Source organism: Pseudoalteromonas sp. P1-30, from assembly GCF_001400005.1.
In the GTDB taxonomy this organism is placed as follows: Bacteria; Pseudomonadota; Gammaproteobacteria; order Enterobacterales; family Alteromonadaceae; genus Pseudoalteromonas; species Pseudoalteromonas atlantica.
Window position 1 is genome coordinate 462,569 of sequence record NZ_LKBC01000001.1, and the last position, 24,045, is coordinate 486,613.

18 protein-coding genes are annotated in these 24,045 nt (G+C 40.6%); 13 read left to right on the top strand and 5 right to left on the bottom strand.

Features of this window, described 5'->3' with window-relative positions; all coding sequences use genetic code 11:
• Nucleotides 1-13: 13 nt before the first annotated feature.
• From astD to AN395_RS02070, 3 genes are read right to left on the bottom strand one after another with little or no spacing between them, the layout of a single operon-like run.
• Nucleotides 14-1,480, bottom strand: a complete 1,467-nt coding sequence (astD, locus tag AN395_RS02060) for a succinylglutamate-semialdehyde dehydrogenase (RefSeq protein WP_054981901.1) — start codon at nt 1,478-1,480, stop codon at nt 14-16.
• Between the two features lie 7 nt (nt 1,481-1,487).
• Complete coding sequence (astA, locus tag AN395_RS02065) at nt 1,488-2,522, bottom strand: arginine N-succinyltransferase (RefSeq protein ID WP_024031782.1); 1,035 nt, start codon at nt 2,520-2,522, stop codon at nt 1,488-1,490.
• Between the two features lie 45 nt (nt 2,523-2,567).
• The gene (locus AN395_RS02070; RefSeq protein ID WP_054981902.1) at nt 2,568-3,773 is read right to left on the bottom strand and encodes an aspartate aminotransferase family protein; all 1,206 of its coding nucleotides are present in this window, start codon (nt 3,771-3,773) and stop codon (nt 2,568-2,570) included.
• A 182-nt stretch (nt 3,774-3,955) separates the two neighbouring features.
• On the opposite strand from AN395_RS02070, the gene AN395_RS02075 reads away from it, so the two are divergent.
• The 3 genes from AN395_RS02075 to AN395_RS02085 all read left to right on the top strand — a co-directional run bounded on the left by AN395_RS02075 (nt 3,956) and on the right by AN395_RS02085 (nt 6,339).
• The gene (locus AN395_RS02075; RefSeq protein ID WP_004586440.1) at nt 3,956-4,384 is read left to right on the top strand and encodes an Lrp/AsnC family transcriptional regulator; all 429 of its coding nucleotides are present in this window, start codon (nt 3,956-3,958) and stop codon (nt 4,382-4,384) included.
• A gap of 324 nt (nt 4,385-4,708) precedes the next feature.
• The gene (locus AN395_RS02080; RefSeq protein ID WP_157683940.1) at nt 4,709-5,080 is read left to right on the top strand and encodes a hypothetical protein; all 372 of its coding nucleotides are present in this window, start codon (nt 4,709-4,711) and stop codon (nt 5,078-5,080) included.
• A gap of 86 nt (nt 5,081-5,166) precedes the next feature.
• Nucleotides 5,167-6,339: a hypothetical protein gene (locus AN395_RS02085; protein ID WP_054981904.1), complete on the top strand. Its 1,173-nt coding sequence runs from the start codon at nt 5,167-5,169 to the stop codon at nt 6,337-6,339.
• Between the two features lie 53 nt (nt 6,340-6,392).
• Here AN395_RS02085 and AN395_RS02090 read toward each other — a convergent pair whose 3' ends face one another.
• Entirely contained in the window at nt 6,393-7,325 is a 933-nt protein-coding gene (locus tag AN395_RS02090; RefSeq protein ID WP_054981905.1) for a hypothetical protein, read from the bottom strand.
• A gap of 373 nt (nt 7,326-7,698) precedes the next feature.
• Here AN395_RS02090 and AN395_RS02095 point away from each other — a divergent pair, with 373 nt between their 5' ends.
• The 10 genes from AN395_RS02095 to rluF all read left to right on the top strand — a co-directional run bounded on the left by AN395_RS02095 (nt 7,699) and on the right by rluF (nt 23,182).
• Nucleotides 7,699-8,001: an isoamylase early set domain-containing protein gene (locus AN395_RS02095; RefSeq protein ID WP_004586437.1), complete on the top strand. Its 303-nt coding sequence runs from the start codon at nt 7,699-7,701 to the stop codon at nt 7,999-8,001.
• Nucleotides 8,002-8,010: 9 nt separating this feature from the next.
• Nucleotides 8,011-10,008: a 4-alpha-glucanotransferase gene (gene malQ, locus AN395_RS02100; RefSeq protein ID WP_054981906.1), complete on the top strand. Its 1,998-nt coding sequence runs from the start codon at nt 8,011-8,013 to the stop codon at nt 10,006-10,008.
• The gene (gene glgB / locus AN395_RS02105) at nt 10,001-12,220 is read left to right on the top strand and encodes a 1,4-alpha-glucan branching protein GlgB (RefSeq protein ID WP_054981907.1); all 2,220 of its coding nucleotides are present in this window, start codon (nt 10,001-10,003) and stop codon (nt 12,218-12,220) included. Before malQ ends, glgB begins: the two co-directional genes overlap by 8 nt.
• On the top strand, nt 12,213-14,276 hold the full coding sequence (gene glgX / locus AN395_RS02110) for a glycogen debranching protein GlgX (RefSeq protein ID WP_054981908.1): 2,064 nt from the start codon (nt 12,213-12,215) through the stop codon (nt 14,274-14,276). The genes glgB and glgX overlap by 8 nt, the downstream gene beginning before the upstream one ends.
• Nucleotides 14,269-16,806 (top strand): glycogen/starch/alpha-glucan phosphorylase, encoded by a 2,538-nt coding sequence (locus AN395_RS02115; RefSeq protein ID WP_054981909.1) that lies wholly within the window; start codon nt 14,269-14,271, stop codon nt 16,804-16,806. Before glgX ends, AN395_RS02115 begins: the two co-directional genes overlap by 8 nt.
• Before the next feature lie 14 nt (nt 16,807-16,820).
• Nucleotides 16,821-18,122, top strand: coding sequence for a glucose-1-phosphate adenylyltransferase (gene glgC, locus AN395_RS02120; RefSeq protein WP_054981910.1), 1,302 nt, complete (start codon nt 16,821-16,823; stop codon nt 18,120-18,122).
• A gap of 41 nt (nt 18,123-18,163) precedes the next feature.
• Nucleotides 18,164-19,699, top strand: coding sequence for a glycogen synthase (locus tag AN395_RS02125; protein ID WP_054981911.1), 1,536 nt, complete (start codon nt 18,164-18,166; stop codon nt 19,697-19,699).
• A gap of 91 nt (nt 19,700-19,790) precedes the next feature.
• Entirely contained in the window at nt 19,791-21,005 is a 1,215-nt protein-coding gene (locus AN395_RS02130; protein WP_054981912.1) for an EAL and HDOD domain-containing protein, read from the top strand.
• A gap of 34 nt (nt 21,006-21,039) precedes the next feature.
• Nucleotides 21,040-22,119, top strand: coding sequence for a DUF418 domain-containing protein (locus AN395_RS02135; protein WP_054981913.1), 1,080 nt, complete (start codon nt 21,040-21,042; stop codon nt 22,117-22,119).
• A gap of 76 nt (nt 22,120-22,195) precedes the next feature.
• On the top strand, nt 22,196-23,182 hold the full coding sequence (gene rluF / locus AN395_RS02140) for a 23S rRNA pseudouridine(2604) synthase RluF (protein ID WP_029774482.1): 987 nt from the start codon (nt 22,196-22,198) through the stop codon (nt 23,180-23,182).
• 9 nt (nt 23,183-23,191) lie between these two features.
• Here the strand turns inward: rluF and AN395_RS02145 are convergent, their stop codons facing one another.
• Nucleotides 23,192-23,500: a hypothetical protein gene (locus tag AN395_RS02145; protein ID WP_174694625.1), complete on the bottom strand. Its 309-nt coding sequence runs from the start codon at nt 23,498-23,500 to the stop codon at nt 23,192-23,194.
• Nucleotides 23,501-24,045: the final 545 nt, after the last annotated feature.

Genomic DNA, 24,045 nt, shown 5'->3' on the forward strand with positions numbered 1-24,045 from the left:
TTGGGTTATTCACTTATTCAATTACTAAGCCTGGCGCTAAAGTTTGTGGCAGGTTTACCTTATCGGCCTCAACTGATGCTACAGGGTAGGCACAATAATCAGCGGCATAATACGCACTGGCTCTGTGGTTACCACTTGCGCCTATGCCACCAAACGGTGCTGCACTAGAGGCACCCGTAATAGGGCGGTTCCAATTGACAATGCCGGCACGAATGCGTTTTAAAAAGTGGCTGTAATCATCTTCGTTATCGCCAAGTAAGCCTGCTGATAAACCAAAGCTGGTGTTATTAGCCTCTGCTATTGCGCTGTCAAAGTCGTTGTAGCGATACACTTTTATAAGCGGGCCAAAGTGTTCTTCATCGGCCATGTTTGTAATGTTAGTTACATCAATAATACCTGGGCTTACAAACCCAGTGCCTGCTTTTAGCTGCTTAAGCTCAACAAGTATTTCGCCACCACTTGCAACTAATTCTTTTTGCGCTGCAACCATGCCTAAGGCGGCTTTTTCGCTGATCATGGCACCCATAAATGGTTGATCGCTTGCAAAGCTGTCATCAACAACAATGTTTTTAGTTGCGCTAATCAGTTTTTCTAAAATAGCATCGCCATTGAGCGATTTCTCAATAAACACGCGGCGTGCACAGGTACAGCGCTGGCCAGAAGTAATAAAGCCCGATTGAATAATATCGTGCACTGCAGCGCTTACATCGGCTACATTTTTAACGATTAATGGGTTATTACCGCCCATTTCAAGCGCTAATATTTTACCTGGGTGGCCTGCAAACTGTTTATGTAATAAATGGCCGGTGTTTGAGCTGCCGGTAAAAAATAAGCCGTCTATGTTTTGATGCGAAGCAAGAGCTTTACCTGTTTCTACTTCACCTTGCACTAGGTTAATAACACCTGCTGGTAAGCCTGCTTTTAACCAAAGTGATAAAGTAAATTCAGCAACGTGAGGGGTTAGTTCAGACGGTTTAAATACCACGGTGTTACCCGCTAAAATAGCCGGTACAATATGGCCATTAGGTAAATGCCCAGGAAAGTTATACGGGCCAAATATAGCCACAACGCCGTGTGGTTTATGGCGTATAAAGGCCTTTGCACCCGGCATTGGGTTTTCAGTGGTGCCGGTACGCTCGTTGTACGCTTTAATCGAAATGGCCACTTTACCTGTCATAGCGCCTACTTCTGTGCGTGTTTCCCAAAGAGGCTTGCCGGTTTCGCGCGCTATAATGGCTGCAAATTCTTCGCTGTGCTCTTTTAATTGTGCTACAAAGTTTTCAAGTATGGTTATACGCGACTCAATTGGCGTATCTGCCCATTGTACTTGTGCGGCTCTAGCTGCATTGATTGCAGCATCTACTTGCTCGGCATTTGCGCCATTACCTTGCCATACAACTTCGCCGTTACTCGGATTAACAGAGCTAAAAGCGGGGCCTTGGCCTGAATGCCATTGGTTATTTATAAGGTGTGTGTTCATATTTGTTTTACAGGCGGAAAAAACGCGCTGCATCTCCTTGGGATAAATTAAGGGCATCAGCCACTTCTTGGCTTATTACTAATGTGTGTTTAGCGTGGTTATAATGGGCGTGCTGGGTAAAGGTTGCTCTAAACCCACTTACACCTTGATTACAAACGGCTAAAGTATCTGAGCTGTGCTGGCTAATATGTTCCAGCTCGCCAATAGTAATAGGGCATACTTGAGATTCACGAATACTGCGAATATTACCAAGCTTGGCTTCTACCGTTGGGCCTGCATCAAACAAATCAACGTAGCCACGGTGCTCAAAGCCTTCTTTTTCGAGCAATTTGAGCGCCGGTTTAGTTTTTTCATGCACGTTGCCAATCACTGCTTGGGCTTTTTTACTGAGTAAGTTTACGTAAATAGGGTATTTAGGCATTAACTCACTAATAAACACTTTATCGCCAAGCCCCACTAAATGATCGGCCTTGGGAAACTCAATACTAAAAAAGTGCTCTTGCAGCCACTGCCAAAACGGTGAGTGACCATCTTCGTCACTTACGCCGCGCATTTCAGCAATCACGGTATCGGCAAAGCGTTCGCTGTGCTGCGCCATAAATAAAAAACGTGAGCGTGATAAAAAGCGCCCGGTTAAGCCTTTACGGCTGTTTTCGCGCAAAAACAAAGTACATATTTCAGAGCATCCGGTGTAATCGTTACACATGCTTAAAATATCAACGGTGTTATAAACATTAAGTGTAGGCGAGTGGTGTACTGTTTTACCTAAATGGTAATGATAAAGCGGCACCGATAAGCCAACAGCGGCTTCTATGGCGGTTGTGCCAATAACTTCACCTGTTTCACTGTCTTCTAAAACAAATAGGTAGCTTTCATCTAACGGCTGATTGATATTTTTAGCAAAGCTTTTCTCGGCGCGGTCTATTTTGTCTTTTAATAGCTGGTCGTCCACCGGAAGTGAGGTAAACCCATGGCCCGATTCAATCGCAATTTGCTTAAGTGCAGCAAAGTCTTCTGTGGTAATAGGACGTAATACTTGCATTTATTACTTGCTCCAACAGCGCGCCCTAAGGCGCGCTTAATTAAATTAGCCGTTTACTACGTCGCTTACTGCTTTTTCAAAGCGTGCTAGGCCTTCTTTAATATCTTCAAATGGAATAACTAAAGAAGGGGTAAAACGAATAACATTCATGCCTGCAACAAGGTTCATTAAACCATTGTTAGCACTGGCAACTAAAAAGTCACGTGCGCGGCCTTCAAATTTATCGTTTAATACCGCACCAATAAGTAAACCTTTACCACGTACTTCGCTAAATACGTTGTATTTTTCGTTAATTGCACTTAAACCATCGCGAAATAGTTGTTCACGCTCTTTAACGCCGTTAAGTACATCCGGTGTGTTTGCGGTGTCAAATGCAGCTTCTGCTACTGCACAGGCAAGTGGGTTACCACCGTACGTAGAGCCATGCGTACCTACTTTTAAGTGCTCTGCTATATGAGTACGAGTGATCATAGCACCAATAGGAAAACCACCGCCTAACGCTTTAGCTGTCGTTAAAATATCGGGCACTACACCTAAACCTTCGTAAGCGTATAAATCGCCAGTGCGGCCAACGCCTGTTTGTACTTCATCAAAAATTAGCAGTGCATTGTGTTTAGTACATAACTCGCGTACTTTTTTAGCAAATTCGTCGGTAGGTGAAATAATGCCGCCTTCACCTTGTAGTGGCTCCATCATTACGGCACATGTTTTATCGCTAATAAGTGCTTCAAATGCTGCAATGTCGTTGTAATCACAATGCATAATGTCGCCAGGTTTAGGGCCAAAGCCATCAGAGTAAGCAGCTTGTCCGCCCACCGTTACAGTAAAAAATGTACGGCCGTGAAACCCTTTGTTAAAGGCAATAATTTGTGATTTTTCTTCGCCGTGTTCGTCAAGTGCAAAACGACGCGCAAGCTTAAGGGCCGCTTCGTTGGCTTCTGCGCCTGAGTTTGCAAAATACACTTTATCAGCAAATGTCGCTTCAACCATTTTTTGCGCTAAACGCAGGGCTGGCTCATTAGTCATCACATTTGATAAGTGCCAAATTTTCTCGCCTTGCTCTTTTAAAGCCGATACAAGCGCTGGGTGACAGTGGCCTAAACAATTAACGGCAATACCGCCTGCAAAATCAATAAACTCATTGTTATTTTGATCCCACACACGTGAGCCTTCGCCGCGTACAGGAATAACTGCCGACGGATTGTAGTTTGGCACCATTACATCGTTAAATAAGTCTCTTGTTACTTGCATTATGTACACCTAAAAATTGTGAATATTGAATAAAGATTAGCAAAATAAAAACGTTAGCGTTTTCTCAGCTAGGTAATTTTTGTTATTAAGCACTATTATCGAAGGTTGTAGGTTAAATTTGCAGTGCTATTTTGTGAAAAATGATTACAATAAAAGTCAAAATAACGAAATTAATAAGCAATATGATAACTCCACAAGACGAAAAGCTACTTTCAATTTTAAAAACCAATGCAAGAGCCAGTATTTCTGACTTGGCACGCATGCTTAATTTATCGCGCTCTACCGTGCAAAGCCGTATGTTAAAACTTGAAGAAACAGGAGTTATAAAAGGCTATAGTGTAGATTACGGTGAAGACTATTTGACCAGTATGGTCTCGGCTCATGTATCTATAAAGGTGATGCAAAAACTCACCACTAAAACCAATTTAGAACTTAAACAGATTGATGCTATTTCCCAGCTTTATGCCATAAGTGGGGAGTTTGATTTAATTGCTGTAGTGCAAGCGCAAAACTTAGAAAAGCTAAGCCATTTACTTGATGATATAGGTAATTTAGATGGGGTAGAGCGCACAACATCGTCAGTGATTTTAGAAACAAAGTTTAAGCGTTAACACAATTTATTATAACGTTTCTGCGTTTGAACTATATAAAGGTACGCTTTGCTAAGATGACAAATGTTTAGATATATCCGCATTAATAAATATTATCTAAACAAGCTAAATAGAATTGTATTGGCTAATTTATGTGGTAAACTATTGAACGTTTAAATAGCATTATCAAATGCTTTTATAACAGGGATTTAACAAACAACGGAATAGATTATAATACGCCTACCTTTGTAAATTTTTATAAACATTACTCATAAACTATCTGCTGCATACAAGATGGATGTCTTGCATTAAATGGAAGTAGCATAATCGCGTCATTAGGGACAAATGATGAAAAAAACTATATTGCTGATCTTTTCAATTGTATTTATTGGTTACTACTTAACGGCTAAAGCTAGTCAGTATGCATTTAATAAGCATATAGAAGTTAAAACGTATAGTGATTTATATTATAAGCTTGAAACAGCTGAAGTTAGCATAAATGAAATTATAATCGGAGCTTCGGAGTTTTCGTTAACTATGTGCGCTGATAAAGTTTATCAAGAAGCTAAGGGAAGCTCTACAGAAGGTTGTAATGACCAATTTCTATCTGCAAAAAATAAATGTGCCAAATATTTAATAAAAACATCTAAGCAGTACTATAAAAGCAAAGAAAAGGTTTCATTACTTACAGAGCGATTTATTAACTGTGTAAGTTAGCATACCTGAAGATAAAGTCCTTTCATGCAATCTTTTGCTTATTGACTATACTTGTTATAGTTCAAATAATTATTTAGCAATGGATTATGCCCACAACGTTATTTTTTGCACTTTTAACTTTAACTGAACCCTTAAAATTTGGTACCAATGTATCGCTTACAACACCAGATAATGCGGTTAACCAAGTGCAATGTATTTTACACAATATGGATATGCCATTTGAGTTGCAATCGTTACCTTGGCTGAGGGCTCGTCGCGAGGTAAAACTGGATAGGTTAGATGGGTATTTTACAACGCATTTAACCTCTGAGATGAGCCAGTATGGTAAGTTGTCATCACCTATTTACCTAGAAAATTGGTACTGGTTTACTCATCCCGGTAGCGTTAATAAAGACCCGAAAAAATTACGTTATGGCGTGGTCCATGGCAGTTATCAGGCTAATTGGTTTAAAACGCAAAATATTACCTCGTTAGTTGAAGTAAACTCGCTAGAAGAAATAGTAAACGTACTTCACCATCATAGAGTAGACAAAGTATTACTTGATTTAGATGATTTTAATAATGCTGCCGATCACTTAGGTATTGACGCATCTGCCTATCCGCGCTCATTTTATCGTTATGTGCCTCTAGGGGTTTTTGCTGCTAATAAGCTTATTAATTCGCACCCTTCTTTTTTAGAAAAATTCGATGAAACGATTCCTCAATGTGCCCCTGCACCGTTTTATTTATCACAGGGCGAACAAGTACAAATACTAAATACATTGTTAGAGCCAATAAAGGCGTTAATTTCACAGCCCATAATTACCGATGCCGCAGCGCAAAGTAACCATATAAAGCTGACTAATAAAGCGCTTAAACTCGCTGACGAGCTTTGGATAAAAGAAGTTAAAACACATCAACATGATTTAGCTAAAAATATGCTATTTACTGATGCTTCATTATATTTAAAACAATGGCAAAGGCAGTTCAAAGGCATAATTACCGAAATTATAGTGACAGATAAGCAAGGTAAAAATGTGGCTATAAGCAAAATCACCAGTGATTATTGGCAAGGGGATGAGAATAAATTTAGCCTCGTATACCAGCAGTCTTTAGCGTATCGCTTTGACAGTGTTGAATATGATGCTTCAACACATCATTTTCAGGTGCAATTAAGTCTAGCGATAAAAAATGCCAAGGGCGATCATATTGGCGTTATTATTTTGGGAGTTGATGTAGAAAAAGCGCTGCACTCATTTAATAACAACGCATTAAATTAATAGCGTGTGCAGCGTCTTATTAAAGCCCGCGTGTATAGCAAAATTTTGTGTAGCTATTTATTTACGGCAGTCTTTGGCGCTTGTCTGATAACGGTTTTTTGTGCTTCATTTAATTTAATAACGTAAGCATTTCCTCCTACCAGCCCTTTAAATTCTTCATCGGTAAAAATAAGTGTATTATCATCATAAAAGGTGATTGCTTCTTTTTGCGTGACAATACCTAAATCGATTCGAGACACATCACCAGAAAAAAACTTGTCGCCTTTAAAGTTTTCGAACAGCCAAATGCTTGTAGAATCAAGTAACACAAGTTTAGTCCTGTCAGGGCTAAGAGCAGCGGATGTGATCCAACAGAGTTTTTCTAAAGTTGTGCAAGTTTTAAATGAATCAATTAACTGAGCATCAAAATTGGCTGCATGATCGCCCACTTTATAAACATTGGTTATGCCATCGAAAGGTTCGGTTCTATTTTTGGTAAATAAATATAAATGGCGTTTGTATTCTACAAAGGCTTCTAAATCAAAGTTGCGTTTATTAGGCGTAATGGGAGTGCCGTCCATTTCAGGATAGGTAAACTTAATAATTTCGGCTTCGGTGGTCTCTGTTTTTATGTCTATTGGGTTTTCTATTTTATAGATAGTTAACCACTTTCTGTCGTTTTTATTATTGCCAAAATCACCTAAGAAAAAATGACCAAATTTATTTTGCGTCATGTCTTCCCAGTCTATATTTTTAGCATTCGTAACAAGGATTTCTTTTTCAATAGCGCCATCTTCGCCCAGGCGATAAAGTTTTGGGTCGTCACCGCCATCATTAATCGCCCACAAACGCTTTTTTTTATCAAACTCAATGCCTGAAATTTCTTTTAATTTAGGGTCTACTGATAATTGCTTTTTACTATAAAGGGTATATATAGAAAGGCTTACAAAGGAGGCAAGTGCAATAAATACAATTACCGTAGTAAATAAAATGCTTTTTTTCAACATGAAATTTTTGGTATTTCAGAGACGTAAGATGCTGTGTATTATTACTTAAGCACACTGATAACGAAAGAATTTTATAGGTTAGTGTGAACCTTTATACGATTTTTTACTCAATATATTAATAATGAAAAATGATTAAGTTGGTTTAATACTTGCTGTACATTAGTTTGTCATTAATAAGCGAAAATTTTTATCGTAATCGCACCTTATATGTGCAGCTAAAAACTTTTTTGCACTGTAATAATGCGTAAATAAAAATTTGTTTAAATTACCCGCGTTTAATGATGTTTAAATGCACCCCACATCGCCCTTTAAAGTGTTGTATCGGCCCTGTGGCAAAGATTAAGTACCCATTTTGGTTTAGTTGGAGCCTACTATGTTGAATAAACGTTTTTTCAAAACAAAAAATGAAGCTGAAGTTACCTTTGAATTTACCCACCCTGATGCAGAGCAAGTAAGTTTACTTGGCGAATTTACCGATTGGCAGCCGGTGCCTATGAAGCTTAATAAAAAAGAAGGGGTATTTAAATGTAAGCAACGCTTGCCAGTTGATCAGCAGTTTCATTTTCGTTATTTAATTAATGGTGATATTTGGGATAACGACCACCAAGCAGATGACTACCTACCTAATACATTTGGCACAGAAAATAGCATAGTGAACACTCAACGCATAAATTAAGGCGAGTAAATGGACGCACTTTCGCAGTTGTTTTATCTGCACGGTATCGGTTATGAGTTTACTAAATACACGGGCGAGCAGGTTATATTTAGCGAAGACACGCGCAAACGTGCCTTACAATGTTGTGGTGTAAATACCGAAGATGAACACCAAATAGCACAGCTTAATTATCAATTAGATGTTGCGCCTTGGTTAGAGTTAGCACCCGATACCAGCTTAGTGAATTTAACTGATAACCTTTTTTATATTCGCATAGATGAGCGTCAACGTGATTTACCTGTTGCGATAACGTTGCCAAAGTTAAACGTAACCTATGAGCGTGCTAACTTACATAATTTGGCTATTACGGGCGATTACTATGTACATGGCGTGCGTTATATTGAAGTAGCAGTGCCTTTAGGAGCTATTCCGGTAGGTTATCATCAGGCGCTGGTTAGTGTAGGGGAGCAGAGCAAAGAGGTTCAATTGTGGGCCACCCCAGAAAAAGTTTTTCAAGTAGATGATACTAAGCGCACTGGACTTTCGCTGCAGTTGTACACAGTTAAAAACAAAGCGGGCTTAGGTATAGGGGATTTTAATGATTTACTAGAGCTATGTGATTTATGTGCGCAGCAGCACATGGACTACATATTACTCAACCCATTACATTTGCTGTTTGCACAGCAGAGTGAGCGAGCCAGTCCCTATAGCCCTAATAGCCGTGCGTTATTAAATCCTTTGTACATTTGTATTGGACTATCAGCTGATGCTAAAAACAATCCACAATTAGATGCTTTGTTACACAGTGATGAGGTAAAAGCGCTTTTTAACAGCAATGAACAGTTTATAAATTATGAAAAAGTAAGCGCAGTTAAATATGAATTATTTAAAGCGCTATTTAGTCATTTTGAAGCACATGCCAGCGCTTCACGACGCGATGAGTTTGCCCAGTTTTGCAAACAAAACGCCCAGACCCTAACTACGCTAAATTCAGCCAATCCTACCTTTGATTACTACTTACAATGGCAGGCTAAATTACAATTAAGCCATTGTCAGCAGCACTGTTTAAATAAAGGCATGGCAATAGGTTTAATTAATGACCTTGCTGTTGGTTGTGCAGGTGATGGCGTTGAGTATCAATCTCAGCAATCCCTTTTTAGTGATAATGCCAATGTTGGCGCGCCGCCAGACCCTTGGGCGCAAGCGGGGCAAAATTGGGGGCTGCCAGCGCTTAACCCGCAACAATTAAAAAATGATCACTTTGCCTTTTATCGCTCACTTATTCGCGCAAACATGCAAGGCGTTGGCGGTTTGCGCATTGATCATGTTATGGCACTAAGGCGCTTATGGTGGTGCTTTGAAAATAACCATACACAAGATGGCTGTTATGTTTATTACCCTTTCGAGCACTTATTGGCTATTTTAAAAATAGAGTCTCACCTTAATCAGTGCATAGTAATAGGTGAAGACTTAGGCATAGTCCCGCCCGAGGTAAAACACGCACTTGCTGTAAGTGGTATTTATTCAAATAGCTTATTTTATTTTGAAAAACAACATGATGGTGAGTTTTTACCGTTACAAGAATTACCTAAGCATTGTTTAATTATGATAGCGAATCATGACGTACCGCCATTTTGCGGCTGGTGGCAAACAGATGATTTAGATATTAAACGTCAGTATCAGCTTATTGATGATCAGCAGTACCAACAGCAATTGCACGAACGACAACAAGAAAAACAACGATTACTGCGTTTTATACAGTTACATAGCGCAGAGCAACTTAGCGAAACTAGCGATGCTATGTGCGTTTACGGTGAACTTGCCAAAGCACTTGCACACAGTGAGACCCGTTTATTTGCACTTCAGCTTGATGATTTAGATAAACAAACGTATCCGGTGAATATACCCGGTACTAATACCGAATACCCAAATTGGCGCCGTGTTTTAACTCATTCAAGCAACGCTATTTTTAAAAATAATGCCAGTACTTTGGCTGCAGTTAATTCAATAAGGAAAGGATATGAGTAGTACCGCACCAAAGGATTCATTACAGACCCATTACGACGCACAGGTAACTGCACTTCAAGGCGGCAGATTTAAAGACCCTTTTAGCTTTTTAGGGGCACATGCTTATAAAAATGGCTACGAAATACGCGTGTATTTACCCGCGGCTAAAAATGTAAATATTATTATTAATGATAAAAAAGTTATTGCTAAGCGTTATAACAGTAGCGATTTATTTATTGCAACAAGCAACGAAATGCCCTCCCAGCCTTATAAGTGCAACGTTGAATATGCAAACTCAGCATTATGTTTTTACGATGAATATAGCTTTGCAAGCAGCCTAGATACAGATGCAATGTATTTATTTAACGAAGGCAGTTTAGAGCATGCATATAAACATTTAGGCGCACACTTTATTAATCAACAAGGGGTTGATGGAGTGCGTTTTTGTGTGTGGGCGCCAAATGCAGCCAGTGTATCTGTTATTGGCGAATTTAACCTTTGGCAAGCTAATCGTCATTATATGCGCTTTCATCCTGCGTGTGGTGTATGGGAGCTTTTTATCGCAGGGCTTCAGCCCGATACCTGTTATAAATTTTCTATTGTGACACAGCAAGGCGATGTGCTTGAAAAAGCAGATCCGTTTGCCTTTAAAATGCAGCAAGCTCCGGGTACGGCCAGTGTGTTACAACAGCAAGCAACGCCTATTTCGCTCAGTGATAGCGAGCTTAAAAATCGTCAAAAGCGTAACCATATAGACGCGCCCATAAGTATTTACGAAGTGCACTTAGGGTCATGGCAAAGGGCTGAAGAAAACCGCTATTTAAGCTATAGCGAACTTGCCGACAAACTGGTTAATTACACGCTTGAAATGGGCTTTACGCATATTCAATTAATGCCAATAAGTGAATATCCGTTTGATGGCTCTTGGGGTTACCAGCCAGTGGGGTTGTTTGCACCAACTAGTCGCTTTGGTGATTACAGCAGTTTTAAATACTTTGTTCAGCAGTGCCACAAAGCAAACTTAGGCGTGCTACTTGATTGGGTGCCTGGGCATTTTCCTAGTGATCCGCATGGTTTACACCACTTTGACGGCACGCATTTATTTGAACATGCCGATATTCGACAGGGCTTTCATCCTGATTGGAATACCTATATTTATAATTACGACCGCCCGGAGGTTAAAAGCTTTTTAATCTCTAATGCGATGTATTGGCTAGAGCAATTTGGCCTTGATGGACTGCGCGTAGATGCGGTGGCTTCAATGCTTTATCTAGATTACAGCCGCAAAGAAGGTGAATGGGTTGCCAATTGTTATGGTGGACGAGAAAACCTAGGCGCTATTGAGTGCTTAAAGCAGGTGAATTTGCGTAGTTATAAAAACAATCCGGGCATTATGATGGTGGCTGAAGAGTCGACCGCGTGGCCGGGGGTCACTCAAAGTGTTGATCACAATGGCTTAGGTTTTGGCTACAAATGGAATATGGGGTGGATGAACGACAGCCTTCATTACATGCAACATGACCCGCTTTATAGGCAGCATCATCATCACGAAATGACCTTTTCTATGGTGTACGCATTTAGTGAAAATTACATTCTACCGCTAAGTCATGACGAAGTTGTACATGGTAAAGGCTCATTAATTGAAAAAATGCCTGGTGATGATTGGCAAAAATTTGCCAATTTACGTGCGTATTACGCATTTATGTGGGCGCACCCAGGCAAAAAGCTGCTGTTTATGGGCGGCGAAATAGCACAGCGAAAAGAGTGGGATCACAACCATTCTATTGATTGGCATTTGCTAGAGCATAAAAGCCACCGCGGTATACAAAACACTGTACAAGCGCTTAATACTGTTTATAAGCAATTGCCTGCACTGTATGAACTCGACTCAAGCCCTGCGGGTTTTGAATGGATAGATAACAACAATAACGAGCAAAGTATATTTAGTTTTGTACGTTATGCTAAAAATGCCCACGACTTTATTGTAGTAGTGGCAAACTTTACGCCTGTTTCTTATCAAGAGTATGAAATTGGGGTACCCGCAGCGGGTAAGTATAAGGTTGTTTTAAACACCGATGATGACGCTTTTTTTGGCTCAGGTATTAAAGTAACAGCAAACAAAAACGCCACGGTTAGTAGCGTTAAGGCAAGCGCTCATGGCTTTTCGCATAGCATTAAAATTGCAGTGGGCGGGTTAACGACTATTTATTTACAAAAGGTTGAAGATGAGTAATCGATTTGAGGTTTCACATGGGCAACCACAGCCACTTGGCGCAACTATTAGCAGTGGCGGCGTTAACTTTAGCTTGTACGCACCTAAAGCAACACAAGCTTATGTGTGCTTATTTGATAAAAGTGGGCACTCTGAAATATTAAAAGTAACCATGCATATCAACGAAGGTGGTATATGGTCAGCCCATGTAGCACCCTTAGCCGAAGGCGCATTATATGGGTATCGCGTAGAAGGGGAGTACAGTCCTGAAAAAGGCCTGCTGTTTAACGAGCACAAGTTGTTGATTGACCCTTATGCAAAAGACTTATTTGGCGAATTCACATGGAGTGAGCGCCACTATGGGCAAATGCCTATTGGCACGAAAAGCACCGTTAATAATGCCATTGATATACCTAAATCACGGGTTGTTAATAGCCAGCCTTATAAACACAAAAAGCCAAACCATAGCTGGTCTAATACCGTTGTTTATGAGTGCCATGTAAAAGGCGCCACGTGCCGACACCCTAATATCCCTAAAAATTTACAAGGTAAGTTTTTAGGCTTAAGCCACCCTAGCTTTATTGAGCATTTACATAATTTAGGGGTTACCGCACTAGAGCTGCTCCCTGTGCATGCTTTTATAAGTGAGCAGTTTTTAACGGCAAAGGGGCTTCAAAATTATTGGGGCTACAACACGCTCAACTTTTTTACCCCGCATAAAGATTATTTAGTTGATGATGACATTAACGAATTTAAGCGCATGGTTAGCGAGCTTCATAAAGCGGATTTAGAGGTTATTTTAGATGTGGTTTATAACCACACCGCAGAAGCGGGCGCCGATGGGCCGATTTTATCGCTCAGAGGGCTAGATAACCTAGCTTATTACAGAACGGTGGCTGATAAGCCTCAGGTGTATATAAACGATACAGGCTGCGGTAACACCATTAATATTGATCATCCTAAAACCTTAAAGCTGGTACTTGATAGCTTACGTTATTGGGTGCAAGTAATGGGAGTAGACGGATTTAGATTTGATTTAGCCACCATTTTAGGCAGAAATACCCATGGTTTTAATAGCGCCCATGCGTTTTTTCAAGCTATTGAACAAGACCCTGTATTAAGCCGTGTAAAGCTTATTAGTGAGCCCTGGGATATAGGGCCTGGTGGCTATCAGCTAGGGGCTTTTGCTGCACCTTGGCGAGAGTGGAATGACCAATACAGAGATGTAATACGCCGATTTTGGCAAAGCGAAGAAGGCGTTATTGCAAATGTGGCAAAACGTATTCATGGCTCATTTGATATTTTTGAGCACAGCCAGCGCGGGCCGCTAAACAGTATTAATTTTATTACCAGCCATGATGGTTTTACGCTTGCCGATTTGGTGAGTTATGAGCATAAACATAATGAAGCGAATGGCGAGCAAAATCGCGATGGCCACAGCGCTAATCATTCCACCAATTGTGGTGTTGAAGGATTTACTAATGATGCCAAAATTATTGCCCTGAGGCTGCAGCAACAAAAGAACTTTTTACTTACGCTAATACTCTCAAAAGGGGTGCCTATGATTGCCTCAGGCAGTGAAATGGGTCACTCGCAAGGGGGCAATAATAATGCGTATTGTCAAAATAACCGCACCAGTTGGTTGGCATGGAAAGACTCACAGCTAAATCATTCACTAACCCGATTTATTGACGATGCACTAAAAATAAGGCGTGGTCACAGTGCGTTTAAACACAGTGTATTTTCAGAAGATATTGACGAGCGCTTTACGGTTAAATGGTTTACCGAGCAGGGCGTAAAAATGACTAACGAGCATTGGCACGAACCGCAGCGCCAGTTTTTAATGTATAGCTTGTTAGATAAGCAAAATAAATACGCCTTATTAATCATTTTAAATGCGAGTAAAAAAACAGTTTTTTGTAAGTTACCCCCATCGCCAATCGCGGCGCAATGGGACATGGTTTTATCAAGTGTACATAACGCATCGGTGAGTAGTAAAGAGGATGCAATAGTCGAAATTTCAGCACAAAGCAGCTGGGTTTTTAGTGCAAATTTAGAGGACGATGGTCATGTCTAAGCAAGACGAAAATGTGTGTGTGGTAAAAGGGTGGCAAGAAGGCCCTGTAATTGATGAAAGCACTTTAAAAGATGATTTAACTCGGCACTTTTATTACAGTTTAGGGCGTGACAAAGTGGGTGAGTCGCAACTGTATTTATATCATGCGCTTGCGCTGACAATCAGAGATCGGCTTGTTGCTCGTTGCAGAGAAACCAAACAACAAATCAAGCAAGAAAAACGCCGTAAAACAGCTTACCTATCGCTAGAATTTTTAATGGGTAGAGCACTTGGTAATGCAATTTTAAACCTCGACTTAGACGAACAAGTCTCCAGTGCACTGCAAGAGTATTGCACCACAATTGAAACCGTAGCCCAGGCAGAGCACGATGCAGGGCTAGGTAATGGTGGCCTTGGGCGTTTAGCTGCCTGCTTTTTAGATAGCTGTGCAAGCCTTGCGCTTCCCGTGGTTGGTTACGGTATTCGCTACGAATACGGTATGTTTAACCAATCATTAAAAAATGGTCACCAAGTTGAGCAACCCGATAACTGGCTTCGTGAGGGGCACCCGTGGGAGCTTGCCGCGCCTGAGCAATCACAACGAGTGAAGTTTTTTGGGCACGTACAAAGTTATACCGACAAACATGGGCGCGAACACCGTCAATGGGTTGGTTGTCACGACGTATTAGCTGTGCCATATGATGTGCCTATTCCTGGTTATAAAAACGACATTGTTAATACGCTAAGGCTATGGAAATCAGAAGCGACCGACGAATTTAACTTAACCGAGTTTAATGCGGGGAGTTATTCAGAAGCGGTAGCGCAAAAAAACCTAGCAGAACAAATTACAATGGTGCTTTACCCAAATGACAGCAGCGAAAATGGTAAAGAGCTTAGATTACGCCAACAGTACTTTTTATCATCAGCGAGTATTCAAGATATTGTATCGCAATGGGTTGAACAGTACGGCGAAGACTTTAGTGACTTTGCTGCACATCATGTATTTCAATTAAACGATACGCACCCAAGTATTGCCGTGGCAGAGTTAATGCGCATTTTAGTTGATGATTACGAGCTTGATTGGGATAACGCATGGGAAATTACAACCAGCACAATGGCTTACACTAACCACACGCTATTGCCAGAGGCGTTAGAAAAATGGTCAGTGCCGCTTTTTGCAAAACTATTGCCGCGAATTTTAGAAATTATTTATGAAATAAACGCCCGCTTTTTAGCGCAAGTGGCTCAGCATTGGCCAGGCGATGCAAGTAAACAGCGTGCTCTTTCGTTAATTGAAGAAGGCGACGTGCCGCAAATACGCATGGCTTATTTAGCGATTGTGGGTAGCTATTCGGTAAATGGTGTGGCCGCACTACATACCCAACTTTTAAAAGAAGGGCTATTTAAAACCTTTTACGAGCTTTGGCCTAACAAGTTTAATAATAAAACCAACGGGGTTACGCCAAGGCGTTGGTTAGCACACTGCAACCCGGCCTTGAGTCATTTAATTACAGAAAAAATTGGCTCAAAATGGGTTAGCGATTTTGCAGATATAAGCCAATTACGCCGTTACTTCGACGACACCGCGTTTCATCAGCAATGGCAAAATGTTAAACGCGAAAACAAACAACGTCTCGTCGATTTGGTGAAAGAGCGCTGTGGTGTTGATTTTGATGTAGAGATGATGTTTGACGTACAAGTTAAACGTATTCACGAATACAAACGCCAGTTATTAAATGTACTTCATGTTATTCATTTATATGACCGTATACGCCGAGGCGATACCACAAACTTAGTACCACGTTGTGTGCTACTAGGGGGTAAAGCCGCCCCTGGTTATTACATGGCTAAAAAAATAATTAAGCTTATTAATAACGTAGCTGAGGTTATTAATAAAGACCCACTTGCAGCGCCTTATTTACGAGTTGCGTTTTTGCCAAATTATAATGTGACCGCAATGGAAACTATTTGCCCTGCAACTGATTTATCAGAGCAAGTATCGACCGCAGGTAAAGAAGCATCAGGCACCGGGAACATGAAGTTTATGATGAATGGTGCGCTTACTATTGGTACGTTAGATGGGGCGAATATTGAAATTAGAGACGCTATTGGCGCTGATAACTTCTTTTTGTTTGGTGCGCAGGCTCATCAAATTGATGATATTAAATCGCGATATAACCCTTCTCATTTAATAGAGCAAAACAGCGACCTAAGCCACGTAATGCAGTTACTCGAAAGCGGGCAATTTAACCTGTTTGAGCCTAATTTATTTGACGACATTATTAATGCTATTAAAAGCCCTCACGATCCGTGGTTGGTTGCACATGACTTTGAAAGCTATGTGGCAGCGCAAAAGCAGGTAGAGGCTGCGTATCAGGACCAAACGCATTGGACGCAAATGAGTATTTTAAATACGGCCGCAAGCGGCATATTTTCAAGCGATAGAACCATAAGCCAATACAGTGAAGATATTTGGCACCTAACCCCCCTAACTATTAGTGAAACAGACTTACACGCAACTACGAGCCATGCCACTAAGAGCACAGACTAAACGGAGAGAGTATTATGCCTAGTTATGCAAATCGTTACATAAGTAGCTTAACCCGAGATACGTACGCGTTAATACTGGCTGGTGGACGCGGCTCACGCTTACACGAATTGACAGATTGGCGCGCAAAGCCCGCTGTTTATTTTGGCGGTAAGCACCGTATTATCGATTTTCCCTTATCAAATTGTATCAATTCGGGTGTGAGGCGTGTAGGAATAGCCACACAATATAAATCGCACTCTTTGATTCGCCATGTTAATCGCGCTTGGGGCCATTTTAAAAAGGAGCTGGGGGAGTCGGTTGAAATTTTACCCGCATCTCAGCGTAATGGTGATGAGTGGTATTGTGGGACTGCCGATGCGGTTTTTCAAAACATGGATATTATTCGCCACGAACTGCCAAAATATGTGATGATTTTGTCAGGCGATCACGTTTATCGAATGGATTACGGCGCACTATTAGCCGAGCATGTGCAAAAAGGCGCCGACATGACAGTATGTTGCCTTGAAGTACCTGTTGAAGAGGCTGCAGATACCTTTGGGGTAATGACCGTTGATGAAAAAAATCGGGTATGTCGCTTTGATGAAAAGCCTTCGATCCCCAGCTCTGTCCCTGGTAAGCCAGGTACCTGCTTAGCCTCTATGGGCAACTATGTGTTTAATACTGAGTTTTTATTTGACCAGCTAAAAAAAGATGCTGAAAATGAAGGTTCTGGCCGCGACTTTGGGCACGATATTATTCCGGCAATTATAGAAGAGCACAGTGTGTATGCGTTTCCGTTTAGAGATCCCATGCAAGAAGGGCAACCTTATTGGCGCGATGTAGGAACGTTAGACTCGTTTTGGGAAGCCAATATGGAATTGGTAATGCCCGAGCCACAGCTAGATTTATACGATCCAACCTGGCCGATTTGGACCTATCAAGAGCAGTTGCCACCGGCTAAGTTTATTTTTGATGATGAAGATAGACGAGGTATGGCGGTAGACTCAACGGTATCAGGAGGGTGTATTGTATCGGGCTCAGTGGTTAGAAAATCACTGCTGTTTTCAAACGTGCACGTGCGTTCATTTTGCGAAATAGAGCAATCAGTAATTTTACCCGGAGCTCTCATTAATCGTCATTGTAAAATTAAGGGAGCCATAATTGATCGAAGCTGTGAAATACCCGCAGGGCTTGAAATTGGCTACGATAGAAAAGCCGATGAAGAAAATGGCTTTAGGGTGTCTAAAAAAGGCATCGTATTAGTCACCCGTGATATGCTCACGGAACTTGCTAAAAAGCTTGAACGTCAAGCACACGAAAATAAAAAGTTCGCTTAAAATCGGGTGCGAATAACAAAGGTTAAGGAAGTAGTAAATAAATGCATGTATTAATGGTTGCCGCAGAAAACGATGCTTTACCAAACGCTAAAGTGGGCGGGGTAGCAGATGTAGTCAGAGATGCCCCAAAAGCACTAGCAGCACAAGGCGTGAGCGTAGATGTTGTTATTCCTGATTATGGGTTTGAGCAACTGCAACGTGAATATATAGGTGATGTCACTGTTATATTTAGAGCGCAGCCACAGGTATTATCTTTATTTAAAATAAGTGATGACAACACACACATTAATCAATTTGTTATTTCGCACCCATTGTTTAGCCAATCGGGTTCGGTGTATTGCAATGACGAACCCGGGCGACCTTTTGCCACTGATGCAACAAAATATGCATTATTTAGTGCCGCTCTATGTGAAGCGCTGCTACAGGGTTTAATAATGCGCCCTCAAGCACTGCATCTACATGATTGGCATAGCGCGTGTGTCGCCGTATTATTAAAATTTGATAAACGCTACGATACCCTCGCTAATTTACATATTGCCTATACAGTTCATAATTTAGCACTGCAAGGGATCAGGCCTTTTAAACACGACGACTCGAGTTTAGAGGCTTGGTTTCCTTCGTTAGGTTATAACGGGCAACATTTGTGCGATCCTCGTTACCCACACTGTTTTAACCCTATGCGCAGTGCTATAAATTTGGCAGATAAAGTTCATTTAGTCTCACCTACTTACAGTACTGAGGTACTAAAGCCGAGTAATTATCAGCAAGGTTTTTTTGGTGGAGAAGGCTTAGAGCTTGATTTACAAAATCAATCGGCTCAAGGCAAGGTGGTGGGAATATTAAATGGCTGTGAATACCCTGAGCAAAACCCTAAGCAAGTTACTTTATCGCTCTTGTATGAGCGTATTGAACATACTTTATTTAACTGGATGGCAAAACATGAGCAGCTTGAAACGAGCTACTATGTGGCGTATCAGCGCATGCTGCAGTTTAAAAACACGCCAATAGATGGGCCCCTTGTAACAAGTGTTGGCAGGCTGACCGAGCAAAAGGTGTTATTACTTTGCCAACAATACGGTAATGCATTAGCGCTTGATAACGTGTGTGAAATAATTAACCGTTTTAACGGTCGTCTTATTATTTTAGGCTCTGGTGACAAAGCCCTTGAAAGCATTTTCACCAAGGCCATGGCACGCAATGCAAACTTATTGTTTTTAAAAGGTTATGGGCAAGGTATTGGCGATAGCCTATATGAGCTTGGGGATTTATTTTTAATGCCAAGCTCGTTTGAACCATGCGGAATTAGTCAAATGCTTGCTATGCGCGCAGGGCAACCTTGTTTAGTCCACAGTGTTGGCGGTTTAAAAGACACCGTAAGCCACAACAACAATGGCTTTGCATTTTCTGGCGGCTCGTTGAATGAACAAGTTGATGGGTTAATGACATGCTTAACTGAAACCCTTACGCTAAAACAGCAAAATCCTAAGCAATGGAGTAACATTACAGCTAATGCTAAAGGAGCACGTTTTTCGTGGGAAACGGTCGCTGCTGATTATATTTCAAGCATGTATTGCTAAATCATTAAAATTAAACGCAGTAGAAGTGACATTTATACCTATTTACGCTATTAATTACTTAGTTTGAGTATAAAAATAAGAAGTAGGTAATGTGTCTGTATTTGTTGCAAGGCAAGCAATATTCAATCGTAAGCAAAATGTAGTTGCTTACGAGCTTTTATTTCGTAATAGTGCTGAAAACTTTTTTCCCGATATAGAAGAAGGTCAAGCAACTGCTCGCCTAATAATGGAAAACCAGCTTAATTTAGGCACACGCCACATCACCTCAGGTAAAACGGCACTGATAAATATAGGCCCAGACTCTTTAAAGCACAATTTATGTGACTTTTTACCCTGCAAAGATGTGGTCATTGAGCTATTAGAAACCATTGAACCCACCGACGATAACTATCAGCTTTGCAGAGAGCTTTTTCATAAAAACTATAAACTCGCATTAGATGACTTTGTTTATAACGAGCAATGGGAGCGATTTTTAAAGTTTATTAAGCTAGTAAAGTTTGATATTGCGCAAACGCCTTTATCAGATATTGCTGAGATTGTAGAAAAACTAAAACAGCATAAAAAAATAAAAATATTAGCAGAAAAAATAGAAACCCAAGCCGATTATCACCAAGCACATAAAATGGGGTTTGATTACTTTCAAGGCTACTTTTTTGCCAAGCCCACAATGCACGAACAGCAAGACATTGATTATAACTATGCGTTAGTTGTGGCAATTTACGCGCAAGTAATGAAACCAAGCCCAGATATAAAGCAAATTAGTGTGTTATTTGAAGCTGATGCGGCCTTGGCATATAAGCTTATGCGGCTAATTAACAGTGGTGTTTTTCCTATTCAAAGTAAAATATCATCTATTAAGCAAGCGTTAGTGTATTTAGGACATGAGCGTTTAAAAAAGTTTGTTAGTTTAATTGTTACCGCGCACACCGCGGGTAAAAAGCCAGCAGAACTAATGCAAGTGTGTGTAGTTAGAGCACGCTTTTGTGAGCTAATAGCAAAGCAGGTGTCTAAATCGTTGGCGGGTGAGGCGTTTTTAACCGGCTTGTTTTCGTTACTAGATGCGATACTCGATCAACCTATGAGTTTATTAGTCGAAAAGTTACCTTTTCCTGATGATATTAAAGCGGCATTATTAAACGAAAAAAACACCCTATATTATATTTTAAATGTAGTACAAGCGTACGAAACAGGTAGCTGGTGGACATTAGAAAAAGCCGTTATATTACTTAATGTTAAAAGAGATGTGCTGCCAGGGTTATATAATCAAGCCGTAGATTGGGCAGATAATTATAAAAATAATAGTTAGAGGACAGTAACCGCTCATTATGCGAAATTATAATATGGACTTTATTCGCGGCATTGCTGTGCTTTGCTTAGTGTATATGAATGGCTATGCGTTTGGCTTAATGGATTATAGCTATATTCCTTTATCTACCCCGCCTTTTAGCGACACCTTTATCCATGTTGTGAGTACTTTTTTTGTTGATGGCCGATTTAGAACGCTGTTTAGCTTACTGTTTGGGGCAGGGCTTTATATTCAATGGCAAAAAGTTAAATCAACAGCGCCTTTAAAAGCGCGATTGCATTGGCTTATCATTTTTGGTTTGGTACATGGTTTTTTACTTTGGGCTGGCGACATTTTATTTTTGTACGGTGTATCTGGCTGGTTTGTTCTAAAATATTTGCAAAGTAATAACCAACTGCTTGTAAAAAGGGCAGGGGAGTTTCTTTTAATTGGTTGTGTAGTCACGGGGTTGGTGCTCTTTAGTGCACCAGATGAGGTCGTTTATCGTGATTCAGCACAGTATATCGATTTATATAGCCCGTATTACAGCGATTACTTTTTGAGTAATCTAGGTATGAATGTATTAATGCTGGTAGCTGTTCCTATCATGATCATGTGGCTGTGCGTAGGGCTAATGCTGATTGGCATATATTTATATAAAAATGAGGTTTTTAGTAAAGGTTTAACTAAGCCGCACCTTATTGTTTGTATAGCTGGCGCCTTTATTTTTTCAGGCATGAGGCTTTATGCGTCAAAGTTCACAGGGGGAGCAGGGTTCGCCATACAAGAGTTTATAAATACCTTTGCCGCATTGTTCATGGCTGTATTTTATATTCATCTCATCGTTAAATTTTGCAATAACAGTGCCCATGTGGGTCGGCTTATTCAGCAAGCTGGGCGTTTAGCCTTTACCTTATATATATGCCAAACACTTATGCAGCTGTTGCTTTATAAAGTGTTGTATCCGCAGTGGGTATTAAGTTTTAACCGAATAGACTATTGGATAATCGCGACTGGCCTAGTTAGCGTGCAGCTATTGTTTACTTCTTTATATTGTCGCTATTATGAGCAAGGGCCACTGGAATATGTTTGGCGCAGGTTAACTCAAGCAAAAATTGCAAAAATTAATGCGTAAAGGTTTAAATTAGGGGCGAAAAATAATGGCGTGTGGTTTACACTAGTCGCCTTTAAAATTAGGACCATTAAGTGCCATGACCGAATTAAAACGTTTAAATAAATTTATTAGTGAAACAGGTTTTTGTTCACGCCGTGAAGCCGATAAATATATTGAGCAAGGTCGTGTAACAGTTAATGGTAATACGCCTGAAATGGGCGTAAAAGTGGCTGATACCGATACTGTTTTAGTAGATGGAAAACCGCTGCGCGAAAAACCAAAACGCGTGTACATTGCGTATAATAAGCCAGTGGGTATTACCTGTACCACCGAGAGTAAAATTCAAAGTAATATTGTCAAAGCCGTTAATTATCCCACCCGTATATTTCCTATCGGCCGTTTAGATAGACCTTCAGAAGGATTGATTTTTTTAACTAACGAAGGCGATATCGTTAATAAAATTTTGCGAGCGGGTAATAATCACGAAAAAGAATACGTGGTGACAGTTGATAAACCACTCAATCGCCAATTTGTGAGCAAAATGGCCAACGGTATTCCTATTTTAGATACCGTTACAAAAAAATGTAAAGTGACACAAACAGCTCCGCAAGAATTCAAAATAGTGCTTACGCAGGGGTTAAACCGCCAAATTCGTCGTATGTGTGAATACCTAGGCTATGAAGTTGTGACCCTTAAACGTACCCGCATTATGAATGTAACGTTAAAGGGCTTAAAAGTAGGCCAGTGGCGACATTTAACCGACGTAGAAATGGCGCAAATTAATGACTCCATTGCTGATTCGGGTAAAACGCAAGAGCATTCGGTTGATACCAATAAGCAAAATGCCAATAACAAAGGCGAGCCTAAAAAGCGTGATTTTCAGGGTGAAAACCCACGTGCCTTTAATAATGAGCGGGGCACTCGCACTCAAAGAAGTAACACGCCCTTTCAAAAGCGCTCCACCACCTATGTAGGTAAAGGCGGAGCTAGTAAAAATACGCAAGGCGATAGCAAAAGCGCAAACAACAAAAAGCCAGCAAACGGTAAAGCGCGTTCATCTGGCACATTAAGTTTAAAAAAATAGCGTGCGCACTTACCATTGTATTTGATGTACAACGTTACCGAGTGGGCTTTTAACGCCCACGATGTTTATTTTTTCATTTTTTAGCCGCTTTAATGCTGGTTTATCTAAATACCATCTAAAAGAGCGCTTTCTGTAAGTTTGTAAATCAAGCACAACCAGTTTTGCGCAGCTGTATTCGTAATCACTCGGACATGCCTCTACAGCCAGTAGCTGGTACTCTTGCTGCCAGCTATTGTCGCTATAATAATACGTCCATAACTTTACTGAAATACAAAAACTAGCCCACAGCCATAAATAAACTAAAACCGGTATAAACAAAATACCCAGCCAGCCCCTAAGCTTCCCATCGTGCTAGGGCCTGTTGACCTTTCAGGATTAAAATTTGTTCAAACTAGGGGCGGTTTAATCGTGGCGTGAGGTTTGTAACCTAGTGGACTAAGTAAAAACTGAGCAACAAAGAGTAAATTGCCCCTAGGCAGAACCCTCCGGGCAGCGCATGTTTGGCATTTATTCCACGTTATCGCCTATTTATGGGGAATAACCACACTACATAGGCTCTGCCTTGCCTAAATCACACTGCTGCAAATTTAACCTCGAAAGATAAACAGGCCCTACATAATCTTTAAAATTTGATTTAAACGTTATGCATGCGTTGTACTTTTTGTATCCGTACATCCCCCCTGCAATACTAATTATTACTGACAAAGCAGGAAGCAGCTTATGTGTTAAAAAATCATAAGCGGTATTGGCAATAAAGGGGGGATCGAGATTTTCATCCCAAGCAATAAAAAATAGGGGGGGAATAGTAAACTAGCGGTAATTATTATTCTAAAAAGTTGTTTTGCTGTCATTTGAGGGGTTAT